Origin of the sequence: Stenotrophomonas sp. WZN-1 (assembly GCF_002192255.1) — a bacterium.
Classification (GTDB): Bacteria; Pseudomonadota; Gammaproteobacteria; order Xanthomonadales; family Xanthomonadaceae; genus Stenotrophomonas.
In genome coordinates this window covers 523,517-548,349 of record NZ_CP021768.1, presented here as the reverse complement: position 1 = coordinate 548,349, position 24,833 = coordinate 523,517, and the positions used below count along the sequence as shown (strand labels likewise).

Annotated in this window: 22 protein-coding genes; 8 read left to right on the top strand and 14 right to left on the bottom strand. The window is 68.0% G+C overall.

What is annotated here, in order from left to right:
• Position 1: 1 nt before the first annotated feature.
• From motB to CCR98_RS02515, 3 genes are all read left to right on the top strand, one after another.
• On the top strand, positions 2–940 hold the full coding sequence (gene motB / locus CCR98_RS02525) for a flagellar motor protein MotB (protein ID WP_087921400.1): 939 nt from the start codon (positions 2–4) through the stop codon (positions 938–940).
• 142 nt (positions 941–1,082) lie between these two features.
• Positions 1,083–1,571 carry a hypothetical protein gene (locus CCR98_RS02520; RefSeq protein WP_087921399.1) on the top strand — a complete coding sequence of 163 codons (489 nt, stop codon included), beginning with the start codon at positions 1,083–1,085 and terminating at the stop codon, positions 1,569–1,571.
• A gap of 13 nt (positions 1,572–1,584) precedes the next feature.
• Positions 1,585–1,860, top strand: coding sequence for a DUF4031 domain-containing protein (locus CCR98_RS02515; RefSeq protein WP_087921398.1), 276 nt, complete (start codon positions 1,585–1,587; stop codon positions 1,858–1,860).
• An 80-nt stretch (positions 1,861–1,940) separates the two neighbouring features.
• Here CCR98_RS02515 and CCR98_RS02510 read toward each other — a convergent pair whose 3' ends face one another.
• Positions 1,941–2,483 carry a hypothetical protein gene (locus CCR98_RS02510; RefSeq protein WP_087921397.1) on the bottom strand — a complete coding sequence of 181 codons (543 nt, stop codon included), beginning with the start codon at positions 2,481–2,483 and terminating at the stop codon, positions 1,941–1,943.
• A gap of 90 nt (positions 2,484–2,573) precedes the next feature.
• Between CCR98_RS02510 and CCR98_RS02505 the strand changes: the two genes are divergently transcribed.
• Positions 2,574–2,822 (top strand): DUF3297 family protein, encoded by a 249-nt coding sequence (locus CCR98_RS02505; RefSeq protein ID WP_049456360.1) that lies wholly within the window; start codon positions 2,574–2,576, stop codon positions 2,820–2,822.
• Between the two features lie 48 nt (positions 2,823–2,870).
• Here the strand turns inward: CCR98_RS02505 and CCR98_RS02500 are convergent, their stop codons facing one another.
• The 3 genes from CCR98_RS02500 to CCR98_RS02490 all read right to left on the bottom strand — a co-directional run bounded on the left by CCR98_RS02500 (position 2,871) and on the right by CCR98_RS02490 (position 5,868).
• Positions 2,871–4,520, bottom strand: coding sequence for a Na+/H+ antiporter (locus tag CCR98_RS02500; protein ID WP_014035832.1), 1,650 nt, complete (start codon positions 4,518–4,520; stop codon positions 2,871–2,873).
• A 117-nt stretch (positions 4,521–4,637) separates the two neighbouring features.
• Entirely contained in the window at positions 4,638–5,426 is a 789-nt protein-coding gene (locus tag CCR98_RS02495) for a class III extradiol ring-cleavage dioxygenase (RefSeq protein ID WP_087921396.1), read from the bottom strand.
• 31 nt (positions 5,427–5,457) lie between these two features.
• Positions 5,458–5,868, bottom strand: coding sequence for a DoxX family protein (locus CCR98_RS02490; RefSeq protein WP_075675478.1), 411 nt, complete (start codon positions 5,866–5,868; stop codon positions 5,458–5,460).
• Between the two features lie 96 nt (positions 5,869–5,964).
• Here CCR98_RS02490 and CCR98_RS02485 point away from each other — a divergent pair, with 96 nt between their 5' ends.
• The gene (locus tag CCR98_RS02485; protein WP_087921395.1) at positions 5,965–6,846 is read left to right on the top strand and encodes a LysR family transcriptional regulator; all 882 of its coding nucleotides are present in this window, start codon (positions 5,965–5,967) and stop codon (positions 6,844–6,846) included.
• Positions 6,847–6,936: 90 nt separating this feature from the next.
• Here CCR98_RS02485 and CCR98_RS02480 read toward each other — a convergent pair whose 3' ends face one another.
• Positions 6,937–9,999, bottom strand: a complete 3,063-nt coding sequence (locus CCR98_RS02480; RefSeq protein ID WP_087921394.1) for an EAL domain-containing protein — start codon at positions 9,997–9,999, stop codon at positions 6,937–6,939.
• 176 nt (positions 10,000–10,175) lie between these two features.
• Here CCR98_RS02480 and CCR98_RS02475 point away from each other — a divergent pair, with 176 nt between their 5' ends.
• Positions 10,176–12,287, top strand: coding sequence for a M13 family metallopeptidase (locus CCR98_RS02475; RefSeq protein ID WP_087921393.1), 2,112 nt, complete (start codon positions 10,176–10,178; stop codon positions 12,285–12,287).
• 298 nt (positions 12,288–12,585) lie between these two features.
• Here CCR98_RS02475 and CCR98_RS02470 read toward each other — a convergent pair whose 3' ends face one another.
• Together CCR98_RS02470 and CCR98_RS02465 are read right to left on the bottom strand one after the other, a co-directional pair.
• Positions 12,586–13,758 (bottom strand): MFS transporter, encoded by a 1,173-nt coding sequence (locus tag CCR98_RS02470; protein ID WP_087921392.1) that lies wholly within the window; start codon positions 13,756–13,758, stop codon positions 12,586–12,588.
• Positions 13,759–13,769: 11 nt separating this feature from the next.
• A complete protein-coding gene (locus CCR98_RS02465) occupies positions 13,770–14,969 on the bottom strand; it encodes an MFS transporter (protein WP_087921391.1) in 1,200 nt (399 codons plus the stop codon).
• Positions 14,970–15,102: 133 nt separating this feature from the next.
• Between CCR98_RS02465 and CCR98_RS02460 the strand changes: the two genes are divergently transcribed.
• On the top strand, positions 15,103–15,690 hold the full coding sequence (locus tag CCR98_RS02460) for a TetR family transcriptional regulator (protein WP_087921390.1): 588 nt from the start codon (positions 15,103–15,105) through the stop codon (positions 15,688–15,690).
• 109 nt (positions 15,691–15,799) lie between these two features.
• Here the strand turns inward: CCR98_RS02460 and CCR98_RS02455 are convergent, their stop codons facing one another.
• Positions 15,800–16,729, bottom strand: a complete 930-nt coding sequence (locus CCR98_RS02455; RefSeq protein ID WP_087921389.1) for an oxygenase MpaB family protein — start codon at positions 16,727–16,729, stop codon at positions 15,800–15,802.
• A 310-nt stretch (positions 16,730–17,039) separates the two neighbouring features.
• Between CCR98_RS02455 and CCR98_RS02450 the strand changes: the two genes are divergently transcribed.
• The gene (locus CCR98_RS02450; RefSeq protein WP_014035825.1) at positions 17,040–17,654 is read left to right on the top strand and encodes a hypothetical protein; all 615 of its coding nucleotides are present in this window, start codon (positions 17,040–17,042) and stop codon (positions 17,652–17,654) included.
• Positions 17,655–17,693: 39 nt separating this feature from the next.
• On the opposite strand, the gene CCR98_RS02445 is transcribed toward CCR98_RS02450, so the two are convergent.
• From CCR98_RS02445 to CCR98_RS02420, 6 genes are all read right to left on the bottom strand, one after another.
• Entirely contained in the window at positions 17,694–18,038 is a 345-nt protein-coding gene (locus CCR98_RS02445; RefSeq protein ID WP_087921388.1) for a hypothetical protein, read from the bottom strand.
• A gap of 35 nt (positions 18,039–18,073) precedes the next feature.
• Positions 18,074–18,844 carry a LytTR family DNA-binding domain-containing protein gene (locus CCR98_RS02440; protein WP_087921387.1) on the bottom strand — a complete coding sequence of 257 codons (771 nt, stop codon included), beginning with the start codon at positions 18,842–18,844 and terminating at the stop codon, positions 18,074–18,076.
• Positions 18,834–20,093: a histidine kinase gene (locus tag CCR98_RS02435; protein ID WP_087921386.1), complete on the bottom strand. Its 1,260-nt coding sequence runs from the start codon at positions 20,091–20,093 to the stop codon at positions 18,834–18,836. The genes CCR98_RS02440 and CCR98_RS02435 overlap by 11 nt, the downstream gene beginning before the upstream one ends.
• Positions 20,094–20,379: 286 nt before the next feature.
• Complete coding sequence (locus CCR98_RS02430) at positions 20,380–22,029, bottom strand: M28 family metallopeptidase (protein ID WP_087921385.1); 1,650 nt, start codon at positions 22,027–22,029, stop codon at positions 20,380–20,382.
• Between the two features lie 366 nt (positions 22,030–22,395).
• Positions 22,396–24,048: a CsgG/HfaB family protein gene (locus CCR98_RS02425; protein WP_087921384.1), complete on the bottom strand. Its 1,653-nt coding sequence runs from the start codon at positions 24,046–24,048 to the stop codon at positions 22,396–22,398.
• A gap of 16 nt (positions 24,049–24,064) precedes the next feature.
• Positions 24,065–24,751, bottom strand: coding sequence for a hypothetical protein (locus CCR98_RS02420; RefSeq protein WP_014035819.1), 687 nt, complete (start codon positions 24,749–24,751; stop codon positions 24,065–24,067).
• Between the last annotated feature and the right edge of the window lie 82 nt (positions 24,752–24,833).

Below are 24,833 nucleotides of genomic sequence, written 5' to 3'. Positions count from 1 at the left end.
CATGGCCGAGACCAAGCCCACCGTCATCGTCCGCCGGGTCAAGAAGGCCGGCCACGCCGCCCATCATGGCGGTTCGTGGAAGGTGGCCTATGCCGACTTCGTGACCGCGATGATGGCGTTCTTCCTGGTGCTGTGGCTGATGGCCACCACCAACAAGAACGACCGTGCGGCCATTTCCGAGTACTTCCGCAACCCCAGCCCGCTGAGCGGGCAGAATGCCACGCCGGCGCCCGGCATGGCCGGCCCGGGCGGCGCCAGCACCTCGATGATCAAGCTGGGTGGCGCCACCGACATCTCGCGGGGCAACAGCAACGATCCGTTCCAGAACCAGAAGGAAGCAGTGCCGCAGCCGGTGGACCAGCAGCAGCGCGACAAGCAGCAGCTGGAAGCGCTGATGAAGGAACTGCAGGAAGCGATCAGCAGGAGCCAGGCACTGGAGCCGTTCAAGGACCAGCTGCTGCTGGACCTGACCCCGGAAGGCCTGCGCATCCAGATCGTGGACAAGCAGAACCGGCCGATGTTCGACCTCGGCAGTGCCACGCTGAAGCCCTATACGCAGCAGATCCTGCACGAGCTGGCCAACTACCTGAACCACGTGCCGAACCGGATCAGCCTGACCGGCCACACCGACATCACCGCCTATTCCGCCGCGCGCGGCTACGGCAACTGGGAACTGAGCGCCGATCGTGCCAACGCCGCACGGCGCGCACTGGTGGACGGTGGCCTGGAGGACAGCAAGATCACTCGCGTGGTCGGCCTGTCTTCGTCGGTGCTGTTCGACAAGGCCGACCCGCAGAACCCGATCAACCGCCGCATCAGCATCGTGGTGATGACCCAGGCCGCCGAAGCGGCCGCCCTGGCCGGTGCTGGCCCGCAGGTGGGGCTGTCGGCCCCCACTGCCGACCCGGACGTGCAGGCCGCGCAGGGCCCGGCAAAGTAAACGATGGGTGCGGACCTTGGTCCGCACATCGGGCACAGAGCGTGCGGACCAAGGTCCGCACCCACCAAGGCCATGCCCGGCGAGCGCACCCTGCAGCACCCGCTACAATGGCGGTCTTTCCGTTTCCAGGTGATCCCACCCCATGTCCCAGAACTCCAAGGCCAAGCGCGACAAGCGCAAGAAGCAGCAGGCCAAGCGCCCGTTCCTCCGCCTGAACGCCCAGCAGCAGGTGCAGAACCATGCGGTGCTGACCAGCGAAGACGGCCAGGTTGTCGCAGCCATCGGCCTGCAGGGCCGTGAGTGGCTGCTGGCCATCGGCGGCCAGACCATGGGCAACGCCGAGAACCCGGTGCCGATGCTGGCCATGCTCAAGCACCTGGCCAACGTGCAGGAGAAGGAAGGCCGCAAGGTCAACCTGGAGTACTCCGAACTGCTGCAGAAGCTGCTGGACACCCTGGCCGCCGAATCCGAGCAGACCGCTGACGAGTACCTGGACAAGCTGGTCGCCGAGTTCGAAGGCGTCGACGCTGCCGAAGGCGAGGAAGGCGATGCCGCCGAGGGCGACGTGGCCGAAGACGCCGCTGCCGAGGCCACCCCGGCCGCTGACAGCGACAGCAAGCCGCAGGCCTGAACCGGCCGCGGCGGTGACGGTCTACGTCGATGACGCGGTGCATCCCTGGCGCGGACAGCGCTGGGCGCACCTGATGGCCGACACCCTGGCCGAGCTGCACGCGATGGCGGCGCAGCTCGGCATTCCCCTGCGGGCCTTCCAGAACAAGGCCAGCGGCGCCCACTACGATGTCACTGCCGAGCTGCGCGCACAGGCGATCGCGCTCGGTGCGCGGGCGATTTCCCGTCACACCGACCGCGGGCTGGTCAAAGCCGTGATCGCCAACGCCAGGGCGCAGTACCGGCCGTAGATGGGAGCGCCGGGCCATGCCCGGCGAGCGCGCAGCGCGGTACAAAGCCGCCGGGCATGGCCCGGCGCTACCGATCAATCTCAGAACGGGTCGCTGCCCAGCCGGATTTCCACGTTCAGCAGCGAGCACAGTGCCAGCATCGCGTCGTCATCGCGGGTCAGCGCCATCACGCCGGTGAAGCCGTCGCTGCCGGCATCCACGCTCCACAGCGTGTAGTTGTGCTCGCGCAGGCGGTCGAAGGCGGTGGACATCAGCTGCACGCCGTCCAGGCCTTCGGTGAAGTCCTCGTCGTCCAGGTCGCCGCCCCAGTCCAGCTGCAGGTTGAAGCGCGCCGACAGCTCGTTCACCGCCGACTGCAGCGACTCCAGGTCATCACGTTCCACCTCGAAACCGGACTGCCAGGCGATGGCCGTGAACAGCGCCGGCAGCCAGTCGCTGTCCGCTTCCAGCGGCTGCCCTTCCTCGGCCAGGTGCTCGCGCCAGCGGTTGAACTGCTGCAGGGCCAGCTCTTCGTCGCCCGGGTTGATCAGCACCAGCAGGTTCCAGACCCGCGCCTCGAAGCCCTCCTCGTCGAAGTCGTGGATGTCTTCCTCGAAGTCGAAATAGTCGCTGTTGTCGGGCATGGCGGAACGTCCTCTGGGGCAGGCCGGCATTCTACGGTTTATCCTGTGCCGCTGAAGCCGGCCTTGGTGGCCGTCACTGTGAATGAAGCGATGAGCGATACCCCTCCCGACCACCTGGCGATCAACCCGGCCAGCCCCTTCCATGATGCGCAGGCGCTGGAGCGCGGCGTCGGCGTGCGTTTCAACGACGTCGAGCGCGACAACGTCGAGGAATACTCGGTCAGCGAAGGCTGGATCCGGGTGCAGGCCGGCAAGGCCCGCGACCGCCGCGGCAACCCGATGACCATCAAGGTCAAGGGCAAGGTCGAGGTGTATTTCCTGGAAACGAAGCCGGAATAAGGCTGAAAGGCGTGCGGACCAAGGTCCGCACCCACCCGGGGTACACGGTCATTCGCGCTTGCGCGATTCCAGCAGGTCCAGGTTGCGGATCAGGCGCCGCGAGATCTCGTCGGAGATCACCCCACGCCGGGTCAGCCGGAACAGTTCCTCGCGCTCGGCATTCAGGCCCGCGCTGCGCAGCTGGCGGTAACCCAGCTCCATGCGCCGCACTTTCTCCGGGTCCACGTCGGGCCCGTCGTTGTCCTTCTCCAGGTGCCGCTGGTACAGCAGGCTCACCCGCGAGGCAGCATCGTTGTACAGCTGCACGTTCTCGGTGTTCTGGTTCATCACCAGCTGCTGTCGCATGCGTTCGACCCCGGCCAGCGCCGCCTTGGAGGACAACTTGCGTGCCAGGTCCTCTTCCTTGCGCTCGCCCGAATCGGCCGGCAGCTGCAGGCCCTTCAGCAGCTGCGGCAACGCCACGCTGGCGCCGATCAGCGAGAACAGGATCACCGCCGCGGCCAGGAAGATCACCAGGTCGCGCGCCGGGAACGCACTGCCATCGGGCAGGAACAGCGGCAGGGTCAACACACCGGCCAGGGTGATCGCACCGCGCACGCCGGCCACCGAGGTCGCCACCACGATGCGCCAGTTCGGCGCCTCGCCCCGCTCCAGGCCACGGCGGCGCGCGCGCAGCAGGTTCCAGCGCAGCGACAGCCATACCCACAGCAGGCGCAAGGTGATCAACGCCAGGTTGATCACCACCACGTACACCACCAGCCACCACGCACTCTGATGGCCGGACTCGTTCATGGTGGTGGTGGCGCGTTCGACGATGCCCGGCAGCTGCTCGCCCAGCAGCACGAACATGATGCCGTTGAAGCTGAACTGCAGCATGTTCCAGACTCCCGCACGCTGCACGCGCATGCTGCCGGAGACACGGCCGGTCAGCTCGACGTAGCTCATCGCGATACCGGCAGCGACTGCGGCGAGGATGCCCGAGGCATGGATTTCTTCGGCCAGCAGATAGGCCGCGAACGGGATCAGCAGGTTGACCAGCATCGCGGCACCCGGCTCTTCGCCGAAGCGGCGCCACAACCAGCGCTGGAAGGTGGATACGCCAAGGGTGACCGCCACGCCCACGGCAAGGCCGGCCACTGCCACCCACAGGAAGGTCAGCGAGGCCGTGGCCAGCGAGAAGGAGCCGGTCATCACCGCCGCCACCGCGAAACGGAAGCAGACCAGGCCGGACGCATCGTTGAGCAGCGACTCGCCTTCCAGGATGTGCATCAGTCGCTTGGGGATCGGTGCCTTGGAGGCGATCGCCCCGACCGCCACCGGGTCGGTCGGCGACACGATGGCCGCCAGCGCGAAGCACACCGCCAATGGCATCACCGGAATCATCCAGTGGATCAGCAGGCCGGCACCAATCACGGTGAACACCACAAGGCCGAACGCCAGTTCGAGGATCGCGCCCTTGTCGCGGAACAGGCCCTGCTTGGGGATGCGCCAGCCATCGAGGAACAGCAGCGGTGGCAGGAACAACAGGAAGAACACCTCCGGCTCCAGCGCATGGCCGCGGTTGAACACGCCGGCGATCACCGCGCCCAGGCCGATCTGCACCAGCGGCAGCGGCAACGAGAACGGGAGGACGCGAACCAGGTAGCCGCTGGCGACAACGGCCACCAGCATCGCCAGGACGACTTCAATGGTATGCATGCTTCTTCCAGGAAGCGGCGCGCGGGGAGGCTCGAGGGCCAGCGCCGGAAACCCGGAAAAAACTACCACATGCGGCCATGGCCGCGACGGCCGGGGCCGTCGCGCGTCAGCCCCGGCTCATGCCCCGTCGAAGCGGTACAGATCCATGGCAAGGAATCCGGCATCGATGCCGGCGTCGATGCGGCGGGCACCAAATCCGCCCTCACCGGCCGCGCCCATCGCGAAGAACAGCGGCAGCAGGTGCTCGTCGGTCGGGTGCGCGCGTTCGGCGAAGGGCGCCTGCCGGCGGTAATCAAGCAGGGCCTGGCGGTCATCGGCGGCCAGGCGCTGCTCTACCCACTCGATGAAGGGCCGCACGTACGGCGCTTCCTTGCCGTCCTGGTAGTCGCCCCAGTCGTGCAGGTTGTGGGTGATGCTGCCCGAGCCGACCAGCAGCACGCCCTGCTCGCGCAGCGGTGCCAGCGCGCGGCCGAGCGCGAACTGGTGCTCGGGGCCGAGCAGCGGCTGGATCGACACCGGCACCACCGGGATGTCGGCCTGCGGGCGCAGCAGCCGCAGCGGCACCCAGGCACCGTGGTCGAGGCCACGCTGCGGGTCGAGTGCCACCGGCAGGCCAGCGGCGGCGAGGCGGCCGGCCACCTCTTCGGCCAGCGCCGGATCGCCCGGCGCCGGATACTGCAGTTCGAACAGCGTACGCGGGAAGCCGCCGAAGTCGTGGATGGTCGGCGGCTGCGGATGCGCGCCGACCAGCGGCTGCCGGCCCAGCCAGTGCGCCGAGGCCATCACGATGGCGCGCGGCGTCGGCAGGTCGCGCGCCAGCTCGGCCAGGCGCACGCCGACCTGGCCCGGATGCAGGGCGGTCATCGGCGAACCATGGGAGATGTACAGCGAAGGCAGGCGGGACATGGAATCCTCCAGTTGCAGGGTCAGGCGGCGATCAGCGCGAACGCAGGGTCCACTTGCCGTCGCCGACCAGGAACAGCACCACCAGCGCCAGTGCCCAGAACGCCGGGTATTCCCAGCCGCCGCCGGCATTGGCGAAACCGAAGCCGTTGGCACCATGCACGGTGACGATGGTGCCCAGCAGCAACGGCACGCCGACCAGGCCCACCCAGCGCGCGTAGATGCCCAGCAGGAGCGCGACGGTGATCACCAGCTCGACGCCGATGGTGAGGTAGCCGAGCACGCCGGGCAGGCCCAGCGACTCGAAGAACGCCGCCGTACCGGCCGGGGTGAATACCAGCAGCTTGGTCAGCGCATGGACCAGGAACAGCACGCCCAGGGCCAGGCGCAGCAGGGTGGCGCCGTACGGGGCCAGCGGCGAAACAGGAGCGGTCGTGGTGTGCATGGGGAAACACCTTGAAAGGAGTAGGCACAGGTTATTGCGCCCTCACGCACCAATAAATACGATGGATTGACCGTATTTATTTCAAAAGGCGCAACAATGGACACCCTCGAGGCGATGCGCGTGTTCGTGGCGGTGGTCGAGCGCAATGGCTTCAGCGCCGCCGCCCAGGCCCTGGATCTGTCCACTGCCGGCGTCACCCGCCAGGTCGCCGCGCTGGAAAAGCGCCTGTCCACCCGCCTGCTCCACCGCACCACGCGGCGGGTCAGCCCGACCAGTGCCGGCGCCGCCTACTACGCCCAGTGCGTGCGCCTGCTGGCCGAGTTCGACGCGCTGGAGGCCAGCATCGGTGCGCAGGCGCTGGAGCCTTCCGGCACGCTGCGCATCAACGCACCGGTCAGCTGGGGCATCGCCCGCCTCGGCCCGCTGCTGGCCAGCTACCGCGAACGCTTCCCGCAGGTGGAACTGGACCTGGCCCTGTCCGACCGCCTGGTGGACATGGTCGAGGAAGGCTACGACGTGGCCATCCGCATCACCCGCGAGCCTGGACCCACCCTGATTGCGCGCCGCCTGGGCGAATCGCGGGTGAGCCTGTGCGCCGCGCCGGCCTACCTGGCCGCACGCGGTACGCCACAGACACCGCAGGAACTGCAGGCACACGCGTGCCTGAGCTACAGCTACTGGGCCGCCGGCGACCATTGGCCGCTGCAGGGGCCGGGCGGCGAAGTGAAGGTGTCGGTGAGCAGCCTGCTGCACGCCAACAACGGCGACGTGCTGCGCGAAGCGGCGATCGCCGGCATGGGCGTGATCCTGCAGCCCGACTTCCTGCTGGAAGACGCGCTGGCCGATGGCCGCCTGGTGCGCGTGCTGCCCGAGTGGGAGGCCTCGCCGATCGGCATCTTCGCGGTCTATACCAGCCGCAGCCACCTGGCACCGAAAGTGCGCAGTTTCATCGACCATCTGGTGGACGTCGGGGTGTAAAGGTGCGTCCGCCGGGCATGGCCCGGCGCTACCCGGGCGCACCCATCACACGGTAGCGCCGGGCCATGCCCGGCGGACACGGAGCGCGGCCTAGGCGGCCACTTCATCCAGCGCGTCAATGATCCGTTCCAGCGGCGCCGGCCGCCCCAACAGATAGCCCTGCACCTGGTCGCAGCCGTGCGCAGCCAGCCAGTCCAGCTGCCCCGGCGTTTCCACGCCCTCGGCGATGATGGTCAGGCCCATGCTGTGCCCCAGTGACAGCAGCGCGCGGCAGATCGAGGCATTGCGCGGATTGGTTTCCACGTCGGCGACGAAGCTGCGGTCGATCTTCAGGATGTCCAGCGGCAGGTGCTGCAGATAGGACATGCTGGAATAGCCGGTGCCGAAATCATCCAGCGACACACTGATGCCCTGCTCGTGCAGGCGCTGCATGGTCTGCATCGCCTGCGCCGGCTTGCGCATCAGGCTGCTCTCGGTCAGCTCCACGTGCAGCGCACCGCGGGCCAGCCCGAACTCCTGCTGGGCGCGGGTGAACTCGGCCACCAGGTCGCTGTTGAAGAACTGCACCGCCGATACATTGACCGCGATCGGCAACTCGCCCCAACCGGCCTCGACCAGTCGGCGCTGCGCCTTCGCCGCGGCGCGGATCACCCAACGGCCCAGCGCCAGGATCAGCCCGGTGTCCTCGCACAGCTGGATGAACTCGTTGGGCGGGATGAAGCTGCCATCGGCCTGCGGCCAGCGCAGCAGGGCCTCCAGCGCGGCCGGGGTGCCATCACTGGCGTGCCGGATCGGCTGGAAATACAGCTGGAACTCATTGTCGATGGCGGCGTGGATGCGTCCGGCCAGGCGCAGGCGGTCGGCCAACCGCGTGGTCACCGCCGCGTCAAACCAGACCACCACGTTGCCTTCGGCGCGCGCGGCATGCGCGGCCTGTGCAGCCATGCCGATCACCTGTTCGGCGCTGTGGCCGTCACCGGCGATGTGCACAGCCACGCCGATGCGCGGTTCGAACTGGTGCAGCGAATCCTTGCCGCGCATTGGCGCGGACACGATCTGCAGCAGGTCGTCCAGCACGCGCTGGGTATCGTGCTCGGCACCAATGGCGAACACGAAGTCCTCCGCCGGCTGGAATGCCAGCGTGCCACAGCGCGCGCCCAGGCCACCGAGCCGGGTCGCCATCGACTGCAGCACTGCATCGCCGATCTCGCGACCCAGCGTATCGGCCACCAGCTGCAGGCCGCGCAGCTGCACGAAGGCGATGGTGTAGTCCTCCTGCTGCTCATCCAGCTGCTCGGTCAGGGCGCGCACATTGAGCAGGCCGGTGGCCGGGTTGTGCCGTGCCTGGTAGGCCAGGTCACGCTCGTAGGCCAACCGTTCGCTGACATCCTCGGCCAGCACCAGGCACGCGGGCTGTCCGTCGAAATCGAGCCTGGACAGGTGGGCGCGCACTTCGAACACGCTGCCGTCCTTGCGCCGGTGCAGCCGCACGGTGGCGTCCTGCAGCTCGCCGACGCGGGCCTTGGCGATCGCCCCCTTCACTTCGTCCCAGCCTTCGCGCGGGCGGATGTCGAGGATGCTCATCGCCAGGAATTCGTCGCGGCTGTAGCCGTACTGGCGCACCGCGGCATCGTTGACCTCAATGAAGCGCAGCGTGTCCGGGTCGAATACCCAGAACGGCGCCGGGTTGCGGTCGAACAACAGGCGGAAGCGGCGTTCCACCTCGCTCATCTGCTCGCGCGCCTGGTAGCGCTCGCTCAGGTCGGTCAGCGCACCGATCATGCGCCGCTCGCTGTCGGCCACTTCCACCCGCTGCCCGCGCGCCCCCACCCAGCGCACTTCGCCCCCGGGCAGTACCAAGCGGAACACCTGGTCGAGCACGGCGCTGCCGGCGAAGGCCTGGTCGAAGGCCTGCTGCAGGCGCGCAGCATCATCGCGATGTACCCGTGCGAAGAAATCGGCAACCGGCAAGGCATCGGTCTGCACCCCGAAGATCTCGCGCGCCAGCGGCGACCAGCGCAGCAGTGCGGCATCCTCGTCCACGTACCAGGTACAGACGCGCCCCACCTGGTGTGCAAGGCGCAGCTCGGCGTGGCCTGTTTTCAGCTCCTCGGCCATCGCCTGCTGGCTGCGCGTGCTGCGGCGCACGGCGTACAGCAGCACCAGCAACACCGCGATGTAGGCCAGTACGATTGCCATCGATGCCTGCAGGTACGGCCACCACGGTGCCAGTACGTCTTCGTCGGCCAAGCCGACCTGCACCGCCAGCGGGCTGCGTTCCAGCGTGCTGATGGTGATGATGCGCGGCACGCCGTCGACGGCACCGGGCAGGCTGCCCAGTTCGACCACCGCCTGCTTGCCGAGCAGGTCACGGCGCGGCAGATCGTAGCGGCGGCCCACCGTGCCGTGCGGATCAGGCACGCGGGCCAGCATGTAGCCCTCGGCATCGCTGATCGAGACCAGTCCGTTGGGGCCGACATCGAGGCCGCCGACGATGCGCTGCAGTTCGCCGCAGTGCAGCCGCGCCAGCAGCCAGCGGTCACCAGCCATCGGCAGCGCCAGCGGGACCACCCAGCCGCCATCACTGGCCCGCTGCGGCGGGCCGATATACAGCGCGCTGCCCTGGCCTCGGCGCTGCAGGTCGGTCCACAGCGGCAGCTGCAGGTCGCCCTTGCCGGCCGTCAGCGATCGGCCATGGCTGTCGAGCACGACGATGCTGTGCAGCTCGGCATGCCGCCGCAGCACGCCGCCGATGGAGGCATCCAGCAAGGCCGGTGCCTGTGCCGGCACGCTGCGGAACAGTTCGGCGGCGTCGGCGGCGATGCCGGACATGGCCCGCTCCAGGTTGCGCAGCTCCAGCGCCAGCAGGCGCTCGCTGCCCACCGCCAGCGCACGGCTCTGCCGCTGCGCCGCTTCCAGGCGGCGGTGGTGGTCATTGACCAGCATGGTGGTCAGGCCGGCCACCAGCAGCACGCCCAGCAGCACGCCGCCCCAGGTGATGGCGCGCAGCGGCCGGGCCAACGCCCGTTTCAGCGCGGGCATCGGTTGATCTTCCTTGTGCAGTCGGCTGGCTTCATGCGCGAACGAATCCTCCACGTCCCCGACCTCAACGGCCGGCGGACGCCATTCTTGACGCCTGACCCCGTCCTGCATGGACACCTCCCCGTGTCCGCGCAGGGCTCCAGGGTCCAGCATGCACCACCCCGGTGACGGCGTGAAGATCGCGTCTGCGCGTTCAGCCAGATCCTGCACAGGGCGCGCGCCGCTGGGGGGCGGCCAGTGGCGCCGAGGCGGATTAGACTTGGGGTTTTCCGCTGCAAGAGAAGTCCATGTCCAAGCTGCGCCGTCCCACCCTGGCGCTGGCCATCGTTGCCAGCCTGTCCCTGGCCGCCTGCGACCGCCCGGCCGAACCGGCCGCCGGTACCGCCGCGCCGGCCGACGCCGCACCCGCAGCGGCCAAGCCGATGCTGGGCAGCTTCGGCTTCGATGCCAGCGGCATGGACCGCAGCATCGCCGCCGGCGATGATTTCTTCGGCTTCGCCAACGGCACCTGGGTGAAGAACACCGAGATTCCGGCCGACCGTTCGCGCTTCGGCAGCTTCAACGTCATCGCCGAGAAGACCCTGGCCGATACCCGCGCCATCCTCGAAGGCGCCGCCGGCAACACCCAGGCCAGCGGTAACGACAAGCTGATCGGCGATTACTACGCCGCCTACATGGACGAGGCCGGCATCGAGCAGCACGGCCTTGCGCCGGTGCAGCCGCAGCTGAAGGCCATCGATGCGATCGCCGACAAGGCCGGGCTGGCCCGTGCCCTGGGTGGCGACCTGCGCGCCGACGTCGACCTGCTCAACGCCACCAACTTCTACACCGACCGCCTGTTCGGCCTGTGGGTGTCGGTGGACATGCTGCAGCCCGACCGCACCGCGCCGTACCTGGTGCAGGGCGGCCTGGGCATGCCCGACCGTGATTTCTACCTGGGCGGTGGCCGCATGGCCGAACTGCGCAAGCAGTACCAGGCCTATATCGCGCAGATGCTGCAGCTGGCCGGCGTCGCCGACCCGGCCGGCAAGGCGCAGCGCATCCTCGCGCTGGAAACCAAGATCGCGCAGGCGCACGCCACCCAGGAAGAAACCAACGACGTGACCAAGGGTGCCAACCCCTGGACCCAGGCCGATTTCGCCGCCAAGGCACCGGGCATGGACTGGAACGCTTTCCTTGATGCGGCCGCGCTGGGCAACCAGCAGGACTTCATCGTGTGGCAGCCCAAGGCCGTGGCCGGCCTGTCCAGGCTGGTCGCCACCGAGCCGCTGGACGCCTGGAAGGATTACCTGGCCTTCCACGCGCTGGATCGCGCCGCCGCCTACCTGCCGAAGAAGTTCGCCGATGCCCGCTTCGCCTTCCACGGCACCGCGCTGAGCGGCACGCCGCAGCAGAGCGACCGCTGGAAGCGCGCGGTGGACGACGCCAACCATGCGGTCGGCGAAGCGATCGGCAAGCGCTATGTCGAGAAGCACTTCGACGCGAAGACCAAGGAGCGTGCAGACGAGATGGCGAAGAACATCATCGCCGCCTTCGCCAAGCGCATCGATGCCCTGTCGTGGATGTCGCCGCAGACCAAGGCGCATGCCAAGGCCAAGGTCAACGGCCTGACGGTGGGCATGGGCTATCCGGAGAAGTGGCGCGACTATACCGGCCTTGAGATCCGCCGTGATGACCCGCTGGGCAATGCGCAGCGCGCCGAGCTGTTCGAGTACCAGCGCAACATTGCCAAGCTGGGCAAGCCGGTCGACCACAGCGAGTGGGCGATGCTGCCGCAGACCATCAATGCGATGAACGTGCCGCTGGAAAACCGCCTGGTGTTCCCGGCTGCGATCCTGCAGCCGCCGTTCTTCGACGGTGCGGCCGACGACGCGGTGAACTACGGTGCGATCGGCGCGGTGATCGGCCACGAGATCAGCCACGGCTTCGACAACGCCGGCGCGCTGTTCGACGAGACCGGCAAGCTGCACAACTGGTGGACCGCCGAAGACCTGAAGCAGTTCAATGCAGCCGGTGATGCGCTGGCCGCGCAGTTCAGCAGCTACGAGCCGTTCCCGGGCGTGCATGTGAACGGCAAGCTGACCCTGGGCGAGAACATCGCCGACGTGGCCGGCCTGGGTACCGCCTACGACGCTTACCAGCTGTCGCTGCAGGGCAAGCCGGGCCAGACCCTGGAAGGCTTCACCCCGGACCAGCGCTTCTTCCTCGGCTTCGCCCAGGCATGGCGCAGCAAGAGCCGCGAGCAGGCGCTGCGCAATTCGCTGCTGACCGATGTGCATGCACCGGGCCAGTTCCGCGCACTGACCGTGCGCAACATCGACGCCTGGTACCCGGCGTTCGAAGTGAAGGAAGGCCAGAAGCTGTACCTGGCCCCGGACAAGCGGGTCAAGGTGTGGTGATGTAACCGGAACGGGCGCCGCAAGGCGCCCGTTTCATTTCCTGGTAGCTGCCAACCTTGGTTGGCGAATGCCCCGCTCTGGTGGGTGCCAACCTTGGTCGGCACATGCCCCGCTCTGGCGGGTGCCAACCTTGGTCGGCACATGCCCCGCTCTGGTGGGTGCCAACCTTGGTCGGCACATGCCCCGCTCTGGTGGGTGCCAACCTTGGTCGGCACATGCCCCGCTCTGGTGGGTGCCAACCTTGGTCGGCACATGCCCCGCTCTGGTGGGTGCCAACCTTGGTTGGCACGGCGTGGATCTACCGACGCGTTATGGCAATCACCAGCGTGGCGACCATGGCGAGCCCGGCCGCTGCCCACAGATTCGCATGCAGGCCCACGCCATCGAGCAGGCGGCCGCCGCCCCATGCACCCAGTGCGATGCCGATGTTGAACACCGCGACATACAACGCCGTAGCGATCTCCACGGCCTGCGGCACCGCCTTCATCATCCAGCTCATCAGGCCGACCGACACGCCGCCGTAGGCCAGGCCCCACAGCAACAGCACCGCAATGCCGCCGGTCGGCGTGCTGCCCAGCCACAGGAACAACAGCGGCGTCAGCAACAGGCCCGATGCGATCGCCAGCAGCGTGCCACGTGGGTGCCGCGCAGTCATCGGCCCGGCGATGAAGTTGCCAGCGATGCCGGCCAGGCCATAGGCGAACAGCAGTGCACCGATCCACGACGCATCCACGCCAGAAACGGATGTCAGCAACGGCCGCACATAGGTAAAGGCGATGAAGTGCCCGGCCACCAGCAGCAGGGTCAGCCACAGGCCGCGCTGCAGGCCGCGATGTCCGAGCCGCTGCACGAACTGCGCTGGCCGCACCGACGTGGTGACCGGCAACGCCGGAACCACCCGCAGATGCAGCAGCATCACCGCCGCGCTGAACAGCGCCATCGCCGCAAACGCGCTGCGCCAGCCCAATGCATCGCCGATCAGCGCGCCCAACGGAACGCCCAGCACCGAAGCTGCGGCCACACCGCCGAAGATGATCGAGGTGGCCAGGCCGATGCGCTGCGCAGGTACCAGGCGCGCTGCCAGCCCACCGGCGATGGCCCAGATGCCGCCCATGCAGAACCCCACCAGTACGCGCGCAGCCAGCAGCCAGCCGATGCCCGGTGCCAGCGCCGAGGCGATGTTGGCGACCAGCAGCAGGCCCAGCAGCACGCACAGGATGCGACGGCGATCGATGCCACCGGCCGCGATCACCACCAGCGGTGCGAACAGCGCCGCAAGCAGGGCCGGCAGCGAGATCATCAGGCCGGCGGTGCCGATGGAGGCGCCGAGATCGTTGGCGATTTGGGTCAGCAGGCCCACCGGCAGCATTTCGGTGGTGACCACCGAGAACGTAGCGAGGCCCACGGCGGATACCGCCCACCATGGATGGCGGGGCACAGGCGTGGCATGCGCAGGCGATGAAGCGCTCACGGGATGATTCCTTAGGAGGATGTGGATGCAGCAGACGGGTGCAGTGCACGTTGCGCGAGCACGGCGAACAGCAGCACGCCACCGCCTGCCACCAGCGCAACGACAAAGCCGCTGCGCACGCCCCCCGCATCGACGCTCTGCCCGGACAGCGCAGCACCCAGTGCCACACCGATGTTCAGTCCGGCCAGCAACCAGGTCATGCCTTCGGTAAGGCGCGGTTCGGGCACGCGTTGTTCGACCAGCGACATCGCCACGATCATCGTCGGCGCGAAGAACAACCCGGCCAGCAGCACCGCCACCGCCAGCGCCGGCAGGCTGCCAACCCACAGCAGCGGCAACGTGGTCAGCGCGGTGGCTGCAGCTCCGGTCAGCAACAGGCGCTGCAACGGCACCTGCAGCTTCAACGCACCGAACAGCAGGCCCGCTGCGCAGCTGCCCAGCGCGTAGGCCGACAGCACCGCGCTGGCGGCAAGCGGCTGCCCCCGCTGTTCGGCGAAAGCCACGCTGGTGATGTCGACAGTGCCGACGATCACGCCCATCGCCAGCATCAGCAACGTGAGCAGCCGGATCTCCGCTTGCCGCAGCAGTGAGCGCGAGGGCGTTGCACCTTCGCCGGGCTGCAGCGGCGGTTCGGTGCCACGCTGCAGCACCAGCGCAGCCACGCCCACCACCAGCAACAGGGCGGCCGCCAGCACGCCGGCCTGCGGCCATACCGCCACCGACAACCCGACCGACAGCGGCGGCCCGGCAATGAAGGTGACCTCGTCGAACACGGTTTCCAGCGAATACGCGGTCTGCAACTGCGGGCGACCGCGGTGGATCGCGGTCCAGCGCGCGCGCACCATCGCCGACACGCTGGGCATGCAACCGGCCAGCATCGCTGCCGCGAACAGCATCCAGTCCGGCGCAGCCAGCACTGTGCAGGCGAGCAGCGCCAGCAACCCGGTGGCACTGGCCGCCGTAGCCCACGGCAGCACCCTGCTCTGCCCGTGGCGATCCACTCTGCGCGATACCTGCGGCGACAGCAGCGCGTAGGCCAGCACGAAGGTGGCCGACACCGCACCGGCCAACGCGTAGCTGCCGCGCAACTGCGACAGCAGGGTGATGATGCCGATGCCGGTCATCGGCAACGGCAGGCGTGCCAGCAGGCCCGCGAGAGCAAGGCCGGCGGTGCCGGGGGCCGCGAACAGGTCGCGGTAGGGGGTAGCCATCGAATTCTCCAGGGCAGCGGCTTGCCTGGCGCACGCGGCGCCACGACAATACATACAGAGCGTATGAATAAGAGGCTGCATTCATACGCACCGTATGTAAATAATCATGCACCGCGTATGTAAGGAGCTCCGGATGGTCCGCCGCACCCGCGCCGAGATGGAAGAAACCCGCGCCAGCCTGCTGGCCACCGCCCGCCGGGTGTTCAGCGAGCATGGCTATGCCGCCACCTCGATGGATGACCTGACCGCCCAGGCCGGCCTGACCCGGGGTGCGCTCTACCACCACTTTGGCGACAAGAAGGGCCTGTTGGCAGCCGTGGTCGCCCAGCTGGACGCCGAGACCGACCTGCGCCTGCAGGCGATCAGCGACGGCACAGACGATGCCTGGGACGGCTTCGTGCAACGCTGCCGCACCTATCTGGAATTGGCGCTGGAACCGGAGATCCAGCGCATCGTGCTGCGCGACGCGCGCGCGGTGCTCGGTGGCGCCTCACCGGAATCGCAGCGCCACTGCGTGCACTCGATGCAGCAGCTGATCGAACAGATGATCGCGCAGGGTGTGGTGGCACCGGTGGATGCCCAGGCATTGGCGTCGCTGATCTACGGAAGCCTGGCCGAGGCCGCGTTCTGGATCGCCGAGGGCGACGATGGCGACGCGCGCCTGCGGCAGGCGACGGCGGCGCTGGAGATGCTGTTGCGTGGGTTGAAGGTGGCCGGGTGAAGCCCATCCACGCATGGCGTGGATCTACTGCGGAATCCGCTCTGGTAGATGCCCCCCCTGGTTGGGGCGTCTGTGGCATCGCGAAATGCGTGCCAGCCAAGGTTGGCACCTACCTGGCAACCGCGGGCCACTCGCGCAACACCGCCACCGGCACGCCCATGCGCGCACAGGCGCGGCTGGCCAGGCCATCAGGCAGCGCGCGACGGAACAGTGGCGCCATGCCCTGCATCAGCTTCGCCGACGCCGCCGCCTGCGCGCGCTGGCGGCCACTGCGTTCAAGCATGCCTTCGGCCCAGTCCGGCAGCAGTGCCGCGCCCGCACCCAGGAACACTTCGCGCGACAGCCCCGGCACCGGTACCGGCAGGCGCACTCCGGACAACACCTCCAGCACCTCGCGCGAGCGTTCGTCGACGCGCAGCTCCGGCTGCCGCGCACAGAAGTACGCCGCCACTTCCGCTTCGCTGCGCGGCACATCCACCGCGCCCAGTGCCTCGGCCACGCAGCGGTATTCGTCGTAGTAACGATCGGCGATGTGCGCCGGCACCTCGCGCCCGTAGCGGCGGAAGCCCTGCAGGAACCCGAACGCTTCGGTCACGTGCACCCAGGTCAGCAGCTGCGGATCGTCGGCGGCGTAGGGCTCGCCCTGCGCGGTCTGCCCGCGGATCTGCGCATGGATGCGGCGCACCTTGGCCACCAGCGCCTCCACCTCGCCGGTGGGTGCATAGCTGGTGCCGGCAACGAAGGCCGTGGTGCGGCGCAGGCGCCCCACCAGGTCCTGGCGGAAATTTGAGTGGTCATAGACCCCGGCCAGCGCGCGTGGGTGCAGCGTCTGCAGCATCAGCGCGCACAGGCCACCGGCGAGCATCGAGGGGAATTCGGCATGCAGCCGCCAGGTGACACTTTCCGGGCCGAACCAGCCCGGGTCACCCTGCGGATGGTCGTAGTCGATGCCGCTCTGGCCACGCGGGAAGGCCTCCAGTACCCAGCGCCGGATCGGCGCGGTGACGGGGCGGGAGAGTCGCTGCAGCAGAGCCGGCATCACAGGTCCAGGAAAGGCGGAAGAACGGCCGCAGGTTGCGCGGTCGCCCCCGATTCTGGGCGATCCCGACGGCGGCGGCGAGCCCCCGCACTCAGCCTCGGTTTCATGTGCGGCCGCAGCACGTTTCACCCTGCGACATCCTGTCGCAGGCTGCGGCCACGATGCTGCGCCGCAACAGGATTCACCCATTCAGACAAAACCCTTGCGCCGCTTGGCATTGCGCCCATTGCACGGCTCGCTGGAAGTGCTAGAACTGAACCCGCCACACCGTCCAACGCTGATCGACGCACGTTCCACAAGGAGCCTAGCCATGATTGCTTTGTTCAAGGGTTTGGGACTACTGCTTCGCGACAACGAGCTCTACAGCAGCCCGTTCGAAAAACAGGTCGCGCACTGGCGCAGCCTCAGCGAGCAGCAGATCCGCGATGAAGTGGCTGTGCTGGCCCAGGCCAAGTGCCAGTGGCTGATCGCCTCGATCGTCGGCTGGCAGGCGGCCTCGTTGCTGATCCTCGGCCTGATCACCAACTACCTGTGGCGCGACGATTACCACATCACCTTCACCCGCGTGGTCGTGGTGTTCGGTTCGTGGATCTCGATCCTGTTCGTGATCTGGTTCATGGCCAACATGTTCGACCGGACCGCCGGTTTCGAGCGCTGGATGAAGGCCTTCAACAGCCGCGCCCGCATCAGTTCCAAGGCTGACAGCGTCGAGCACGTGGCCGAGGCGCTGGACCTGGCCGAGCACTACCCGGAAGTGCTGGACTACAAGCAGGCGGTTACCGCCAAGCGCGAACTGCGCCATGAAGACATCCGCATCATGACCGAGATCGGGCGGATGAAGCAGCACTCCGAACTGGTCGGTCGCCTCAACCATGTGGGCGAGACCGAACACCATCACGACCTGACGCTGCAACCTGCCTACTGACCCTTCAGGGAAGCGGGAGGACCCACAATGCCATCGTGATCACTCACGGTGGCATTGTTCTATCGGGTCCTGGCTGACGCACTGGCGGAAGCCGTTGGGCAGGCCACGCATGGCCTCGGTCTTTCCCACCGCCACCGCGAACCGGCGCAACGGCGGCGTGGCACACGCGGCGTCGGGGCTGCAGGCCGGATCAAGCACCAGGTAGTGGCAGGCGCCACTGCTGCTGGCAATGCACTGGAAGCGTGCCTCGCCATCAACGACGGTGCCCTTGCTGTACAGCGTATCCACGCCGTTGGCCTGGGTGCGGGTGATCGAGGTGTTGCGGGATTTTTCGCAGCTGGCCAGCGCCAGCACGACGACGCACGCAATCAACAGTCGGGGCATGTTCGTTCCTCGGTGCAAGGGCGATGCTGCTGCGGCTACATGCCGCGGAACAGGCTCATGAACGGCTGGCTGACCACCAGTGTTTCCGTGCGCCCGCGCAGGCGCAGCACGCCGCGGCCGGTGTCGTCGCGGCTCACTGCCGCCACCGCCTTCATGTTGACGATGGTGGAGCGATGGATCTGGCGGAAGTGCTGCGGGTCGAGCACTTCCAGCAGCTCGCGCAACGGCGTGCGCAGCAGGCTTTCGCCGGCGGCGGTGACCACGGTGGTGTACTTGTTGTCGGCGCGGAAGTAGGCCACGTCTTCCAGCATGATCAGCTGCGTCTCGCGGCCGTTGCTGGCGGTTATCCAGGCCAGCGGTGGACGCTCCGCTGCACCCTGCGATGGGCCCAGCCGCTGCAGCAGGCGCTCCAGCACGGCATCGTCCTGTCGCGTTGACGGCAGCCGCGACAGGATGCGCTCGCGGGTGGCCAGCAGGCGCTCGTCGCTGACCGGCTTCAACAGGTAATCCATCGCGCCCTGCTCGAACGCATCGATGGCGTACTGGTCGTAGGCAGTGACGAACACTACCTGGGTGCGCGGGCTCAGTTCGGACAGCGCGCGCGCGACCTCGATGCCGCTGATGCCAGGCATGCGGATGTCGAGGAAGGCGATGTCCGGCTGCTTCTCCGCCAGCTGCTCCAGCGCGCTGGCACCATCCTCGCACTCGGCCACCAGTTTGAGGTCCGGCCACAGCCGGCCCAGCTGCTCCACCAGTGACTGCCGCAGCAGTTCTTCGTCTTCGGCGATCAGGGCTTCAAGCGGCATGGCTGCGCTCCTTGTGCGACTGCGGCAGGGTCATGGTCGCGGCCACGCCGCTGGGGAAGTTGGCGACGATCGCCACGCCGGCCTGTTCGCCGCAGGTCAGGCGCAGGCGCTCGCGCAGGTTCTTCAGGCCGATGCCGGTGCCGCTGGTACCCTGGCCGAAGCCGAGCCCATCGTCGGCCACGGTCACGGTCACGTGGTCATCGAAGCCGCGCGCCAGGATCCAGATCGTGCCACCGCCGGGCTTGGGTTCCAGGCCGTGCTTGATCGCGTTTTCCACCAGCGTCTGCAGTGCCATCGCCGGCAGGTGCACGCCGTGCAGTTCGTTCGGCACCTGCACTTCCACCGCCAGCCGTGCACCCATGCGGATGCGCAGGATCTCCAGGTAGGCACGGGTGCGCTCCAGCTCCACGCCCAGCGTAGATACCGATTCGTCCACCTGCGGCAACGAACTCCGCAGGTACTGGATGAGGTGGCCGAGCATCTGTTCGGCACGCGCCGGGTCGGTGCGCGTCAGTACCTGCGCATTGGCCAGCGTGTTGTAGAGGAAGTGCGGTTCCACCTGCGCGTGCAGCAGGTTCAGCCGCGCCACCGACAGCTCCTTTTCGACCTGGGTCTGTTCGGCGGCGGCCTGCTCGTCGCGGCGCTGGTCGGCGACACGACGGCTGATCGCGCGGGTGACTGCCTCGGCGTTCTCGAAGTTGCTGCCTTCGTCCAGCGCCAGCAGGTCGGCCCACCAGCCGGCATCAGGTTCGAACAGCAGGGTGACGGTGCTGGTGCCCTGCCCCGGCATGACCGTGGCCAGCACGCTGTTGCGCTTGATCGCCAGTCGTGCCGGCAGGTTCCAGCGCGACGGCTGGCGGCCATTCCAGAGATCCACCCGGCGAACATACGCGCGCACCTGCAGGCTGCCGGCCGAGCTTTCCACGTCTTCGACGCGCGGCAGCTCGGCGATTGCCGCTTCCACCACGGCGTAAGCCTGGCCGGCATCCATCGGCAGTTCCACCTGGCGGCGCTGGCGCCCGGACAAGGTGGTCGAATCCAGCCGTCCTGCAATCAGCCAGACCCGTCGTACATGGGTGATCGCGCTGCCCAGCGCGGAGATCATCAGGAACATCGCCAGCAGGCCGAAGACCCAGCCCGGGCCATCGTTCATGCCGCTGAAGATGCCGCTCCAGACCATGCCGGCGACAACCAGCGCGGCAGCCCAGGCCAGCAGGTGGCGGATCAGGAGAGAGAGGCTGGCAAACACGGCGGCGCCTTGGAGGAAGGGGGTGAGCCGAGCATAGGGCGGCCCGCCGGGCAAGCAAGCGGGCTGCGACGAAGGCCGGGAAAGTGGGGATGGAAGCCATTATGGAAACGCCGGGAACGCGCCTGCGCATTCGCGCTGGCGCTCCCACGGCTCGCCTACGCAAGCCGTGGGCCCCATCTCACCAGCACCCACACCCCCCGCGCCTATGGCGCCGCCCCCTGACTCAGGGGACGGTTGCCCGGACCGAGTGCCGTTGCCGGCCAGCGGCCGGCACTACCGAACGCCCTTACCTGCGCTGGTCGGCGCTGGCGTCACGCACGGCGCGGAACGACTCGTCCTTGCTCCAGTTCGGCCAGCTGCGCGCGTTGGCCAGCTGGTTGCCCAGCGTGTACAGCACTTCCAGGTCGCGGGCGGCACCGGCGAACACCCAGTCCGGCTGCCACTCGTCGCCCTGCTGGTGGTAGCGCTTGGCGGTGTAGTCCTCGGACGCCTTCTTGCCTGCGGCCACGCCGCCGTCCACCCAGTCCTGGCCGGCCGACCAGGACAGCGCCGGCACGCCACGCTTGGCGAACGGGAAATGGTCGGAGCGGAAGAACAGGCCCGCTTCGGGCTTCGGGTCCGGCGTGTAGCGGATATCCCAGCCCTTGGCCACGTCCTTCAGCTGGTCCAGCAGCTCGAAGCGCGCGGCACCGTAGATGCCGAAGTCACGCGACGGGCCGAACGGCGCCATGCCATCCATGTTGATCACCGCCACGGTCTTTTCCAGCGGATACAGCGGATGGGTGGCGTAGTACTCCGAACCCAGCAGGCCCTTCTCCTCGGCGGTGACCGCCAGGAACAGCAGCGAGCGCTGCGGGCGCTTTTCCTTGGCGAAGCCACGGGCCAGTTCGATCAGCGAGGCGGTACCACTGGCATTGTCCAGTGCGCCGTTGAAGATGCGGTCGCCGCGTGCGTCCGGCTCGCCCACGCCGATGTGGTCCCAGTGCGCGCTGTAGATGATCGTCTCGTCCGGGTGGCGGCTGCCTTCCAGGCGCGCGGCCACGTTGTGCGAGGTGATCACTTCGGTCTTCACCGCGTACTTCGCGTCCAGGCTGGCACCGGTCAGCGGCACCGGGGTGAAGTCGCGCTGCTGCGCCTTCTTCTTCAGCGCCTCGAAGTCCTGCCCGGCGGAGCGGAACAGCTCCACCGCCAGGTCGCGCTGGATCCAGCCTTCCAGCAGCGGATGGCTCTCGGCCGGGTTGTCGCGCACCACATCGAACATGGTGTTGGTATTGGAACCGGCCACGGTGGCCCAGCCATACGACGCCGGCGCGGTCTCGTGCACGATCAGCACGCCCAGCGCACCCTGGCGGGCGCCTTCTTCGTACTTGTAGGTCCAACGGCCGTAGTAGGTCATGCCCTTGCCGTCGAAATCACCCTGGCCGGTTTCGAAGTCCGGATCGTTGATCAGCACGACGGCGATCTTGCCCTTCAGGTCCACGCCCTTGAAGTCGTCCCAGTTTCGCTCCGGGGCCTTCACGCCGTAGCCGAGGAATACCAGCGGGGCCTTGCTGATGTCGACGTTGCTGGCGCCGTTCATGGCGGCGCGCACGGCGATCTGCTTGCCCTGCTCCAGCGCAACGGTCTTGCCACCCTGGTGCAGTGCCAGCTGGGGTGCGCCGACGATGTCGCCCTTGCGCAGCGGCACGGCCTGGGTCCACAGGCGCTTGCCGTCCTTGAGGTCGCCGCCCGGCTGCAGGCCGGCGTCGGCGAACTGCTTGCTGAGGTAGGCGATGGTCTTCTCTTCGCCGGCGGTGGCCGGCGAGCGGCCTTCGTAGGCGTCGGAGGCCAGTTCCTTGACGTCGGCGGAGATCCGCGCGCCATCGAATTTCGGGGTGGCCGCCATCAGTGCGCTCGACACCGACAGGGCCAGCACGCCCAGTACCACTCGTTTCATTGCTCTCTCCAGCAGGGAAATCCTTCTGGAGTGTAAGGGGTTCGGCAGGGCTGCGCCCTGCACCTGCCGAAGCCAGGGCAACAGCAACAGCCAGAGCAACAGCAACAGCAGAAGCAGGCATTCGGTGGGATGGCGGGGTGGGTCCGGTTGCGGGAGACGCCGTAAACCCATCCATGGGGGCTTGGCCGCGGCATCCATGCCGCGGACACTCCCGCAACCGGACCCACCCCGCCTTCGACAGGTTCCCGCTGCTGTTGGTGGGTGTCGACCTTGGTCGACACGGTATGGAAACGAAAACAAGAAGGGGTCAGAGACCTTTCCCGGCGGGAAAGGTCTCTGACCCCATCAGTGTGTTGCTTGAGCCTGTTACCAGTTCGGGTCTTCGGCCGGGGCGGCCGCAGCCTTGGGCTTCGGCTTGGCCGCCGGGCGCGCGGCGGCGGCCGGTGCAACCGAGGCCGTTGCGCCAGCAGCAGCGGCAGCCGGCTTGCTGCCCAGCTTCTGGCGCAGCTCGATCTGGCCCGGACGGAAGCCGCCGCGCATCGCGTCAACGCCGTCTTCAATGGTGCCGTACGAGGTCTGTGCAGCAACGCGGTCGATGCGGATGGTGCAGCACGGGTGTTCACTGCGGCCCAGCGAGCGGCCGGTCTGCGGGTCCTTCAGTTCCTCGCCCAGGCGCACGGCCTGCCAGCGCTGGCCGGCCTGCAGGGTTTCGCCGCCCTGGCTCAGCACCACCTGGTCACCGTCCACCGACACCACCGACACCGGGAACAGCGTGGTGACGATGGTGGTACCGATCTGGCCGGACAGCGATTCCATCATCGCTGCGGCCATGCTGCGGCCGTTGACCACGCGCGGCAGGGTGCTCGGACCCGTCGAGGCCAGCTGGTGATCGAAGCTGTCGGACATCACCACCTGGCCGGTGGTGGCGTTGATCAGGCGCAGGGTGATGCGGCCGCCACCGGAATACGAGGTCACCTGGCGGTCGGACATGCGCAGGTTGCGCACGCTGCGCGGGTACTCGAAGCGTTCGATGGTCGGGATCAGGATCAGGTCGGTCGCCAGCTGCTGGCCGACGCGTGCGGTGTCCTGCAGGCGCACGTTGCCGCTGTTGATGTGGTCGATCTCGGCCTGCAGTTCGTCGCCGAACTCGCGGTCCAGCACGATGAAGCGCTGGGTCTGGGTCAGCGTGTCCGACAGGCGCGCGCGGATCGCGTCGGCCACTTCATCGGCGCTCACGCGGCCATCGCCCACGGCATAGCTGCCGGAGTTGGTGCGCGGCAGCGCGACCACGATCTTCGGCTTGCCCTGCTCGTCCGGTGCGCGGTACTGGGCAATCTGTGCACGCACGCGTACCTTCCAGTAGCTGCGCATGCTGCGGTGGGTCACGTCGGAGTCGAACGAGCTGGCGCCACGCTTGGCATCGACGCTGACCTTCTCGTCGTAGCTTTCCCTGACGCTGGCCGAGCCGCCGGCGCCCTTGGCCGTGGCTTCGCCGGAAGCGCTGGCAGACGCCGAACCCTTGAAGCTCCAGCCTTCATCGCTGGCGCGCACGCGTGCGATGGTTTCCTCGTCCAGCTGCCGCACTTCGTCCTGCGACAGGATTTCATAGCCCAGCACCGCGCCCTGCGAGCCGGCGATCATCTGCTGGGTGAACGCGTCGGCGCGGATATCGCCGACGTGTTCGTCATCCACATCCACATGCAGGCCTGCACGCAGGCTCTGCATCTGGCTGGCCACGCGTACGCCGTTGACCTGCGCCACCGCCGACTGCAGCGCCGCCAGCACCGCCAGTTCCGGGGTGCTGCCGATGCCGTCGGCCTCGCGCGCGACCTGGGTGGTGCCGCCGAAATCCGGCGTGCCACGCAGGGGCGCTGCTTCCACTGGCGCATTGCTGGCCAGTGCGCTGGTTGCCTTGTCCTTGGCGGGTGCAGGCGCTTCGGCCGGGGTGTCCTGCTTGCCACAGGCTGCAAGCAGCGCGGCAGCCAGGCCCAGGCCGATCAAACGGGAGGTCGTACGCATGGGGTTTCGCCTCGGATCAGTTCATCTTGTCCAGCTGGCCCAGCATCGAGTCGGCGTTGGACGGCACCTTGACCTTGCTCTTCTTGGCGAAGGTCACGGCCGACTTGGTCGAACCGTACAGGCCCTGGATGAAGCCCGGCGATTCCTTGGCCACCCATGCGCCAGCGGCCAGCTTGCGGCCGACAGTCGCCATCTGGGTCGCGCCCAGGTTCTTCATGCCGGCGGTGAAGTTGCTGGCTTCGCCACCCAGCTTCTGCGCTTCGGCAGCCGAGGACAGCAGCGAGACCAGGCCTTCGGCGTAGTGCTGCTTGGATTCAGCGTTCAGCTCCGGCTGCGCGGCCTGGCGCTCGTCGATCGCGGCCTGGGCGGCTTCGCTGACCGACACCGACTTCTTCATCGCATCGACGCTGACCGAACCCGACGACAGCGCCTGGCGCTCGGCTTCCAGCAGCTGCACCTGCTCGGCCAGGCCGAAGGCACGGGCGAACGAGGTCTGGGCCTGCAGCGAGTGCGACTGCGAGCTGACGAAACGACGCACCAGTGCTTCCTGCGCAGCTTCATTCGGCGCGGCGGCGCTGGAAGTGCTGCTGGAGGAGCCGGTGGAGGCGCCCGTCAGGTCCTTCAGCTTGCCCAGGCCAGCGTGGGCCGGCATCGACAGGGTGGCGGCCGCGATGGCCAGGACAAGAGCGGTATTGCGGATCATGTGAGAGTCCTTTGGGAGAGACGGCCGCAGTGCGGCACGTGGGAAATCGGTAACCCCGGGGCGATGCCGAGCGAGCTCGGCA

What these genes read in the sequence shown, in the direction of transcription:
- motB (WP_087921400.1), top strand. Translation starts at nt 2, where the DNA reads ATGGCCGAGACCAAGCCCACCGTCATCGTCCGCCGGGTCAAGAAGGCC.
- CCR98_RS02520 (WP_087921399.1), top strand. Translation starts at nt 1,083, where the DNA reads ATGTCCCAGAACTCCAAGGCCAAGCGCGACAAGCGCAAGAAGCAGCAG.
- CCR98_RS02510 (WP_087921397.1), bottom strand. Translation starts at nt 2,483, where the DNA reads ATGCCCGACAACAGCGACTATTTCGACTTCGAGGAAGACATCCACGAC.
- CCR98_RS02505 (WP_049456360.1), top strand. Translation starts at nt 2,574, where the DNA reads ATGAGCGATACCCCTCCCGACCACCTGGCGATCAACCCGGCCAGCCCC.
- CCR98_RS02500 (WP_014035832.1), bottom strand. Translation starts at nt 4,520, where the DNA reads ATGCATACCATTGAAGTCGTCCTGGCGATGCTGGTGGCCGTTGTCGCC.
- CCR98_RS02495 (WP_087921396.1), bottom strand. Translation starts at nt 5,426, where the DNA reads ATGTCCCGCCTGCCTTCGCTGTACATCTCCCATGGTTCGCCGATGACC.
- CCR98_RS02490 (WP_075675478.1), bottom strand. Translation starts at nt 5,868, where the DNA reads ATGCACACCACGACCGCTCCTGTTTCGCCGCTGGCCCCGTACGGCGCC.
- CCR98_RS02485 (WP_087921395.1), top strand. Translation starts at nt 5,965, where the DNA reads ATGGACACCCTCGAGGCGATGCGCGTGTTCGTGGCGGTGGTCGAGCGC.
- CCR98_RS02480 (WP_087921394.1), bottom strand. Translation starts at nt 9,999, where the DNA reads ATGCAGGACGGGGTCAGGCGTCAAGAATGGCGTCCGCCGGCCGTTGAG.
- CCR98_RS02475 (WP_087921393.1), top strand. Translation starts at nt 10,176, where the DNA reads ATGTCCAAGCTGCGCCGTCCCACCCTGGCGCTGGCCATCGTTGCCAGC.
- CCR98_RS02465 (WP_087921391.1), bottom strand. Translation starts at nt 14,969, where the DNA reads ATGGCTACCCCCTACCGCGACCTGTTCGCGGCCCCCGGCACCGCCGGC.
- CCR98_RS02460 (WP_087921390.1), top strand. Translation starts at nt 15,103, where the DNA reads ATGGTCCGCCGCACCCGCGCCGAGATGGAAGAAACCCGCGCCAGCCTG.
- CCR98_RS02455 (WP_087921389.1), bottom strand. Translation starts at nt 16,729, where the DNA reads ATGCCGGCTCTGCTGCAGCGACTCTCCCGCCCCGTCACCGCGCCGATC.
- CCR98_RS02450 (WP_014035825.1), top strand. Translation starts at nt 17,040, where the DNA reads ATGATTGCTTTGTTCAAGGGTTTGGGACTACTGCTTCGCGACAACGAG.
- CCR98_RS02445 (WP_087921388.1), bottom strand. Translation starts at nt 18,038, where the DNA reads ATGCCCCGACTGTTGATTGCGTGCGTCGTCGTGCTGGCGCTGGCCAGC.
- CCR98_RS02440 (WP_087921387.1), bottom strand. Translation starts at nt 18,844, where the DNA reads ATGCCGCTTGAAGCCCTGATCGCCGAAGACGAAGAACTGCTGCGGCAG.
- CCR98_RS02430 (WP_087921385.1), bottom strand. Translation starts at nt 22,029, where the DNA reads ATGAAACGAGTGGTACTGGGCGTGCTGGCCCTGTCGGTGTCGAGCGCA.
- CCR98_RS02425 (WP_087921384.1), bottom strand. Translation starts at nt 24,048, where the DNA reads ATGCGTACGACCTCCCGTTTGATCGGCCTGGGCCTGGCTGCCGCGCTG.
- CCR98_RS02420 (WP_014035819.1), bottom strand. Translation starts at nt 24,751, where the DNA reads ATGATCCGCAATACCGCTCTTGTCCTGGCCATCGCGGCCGCCACCCTG.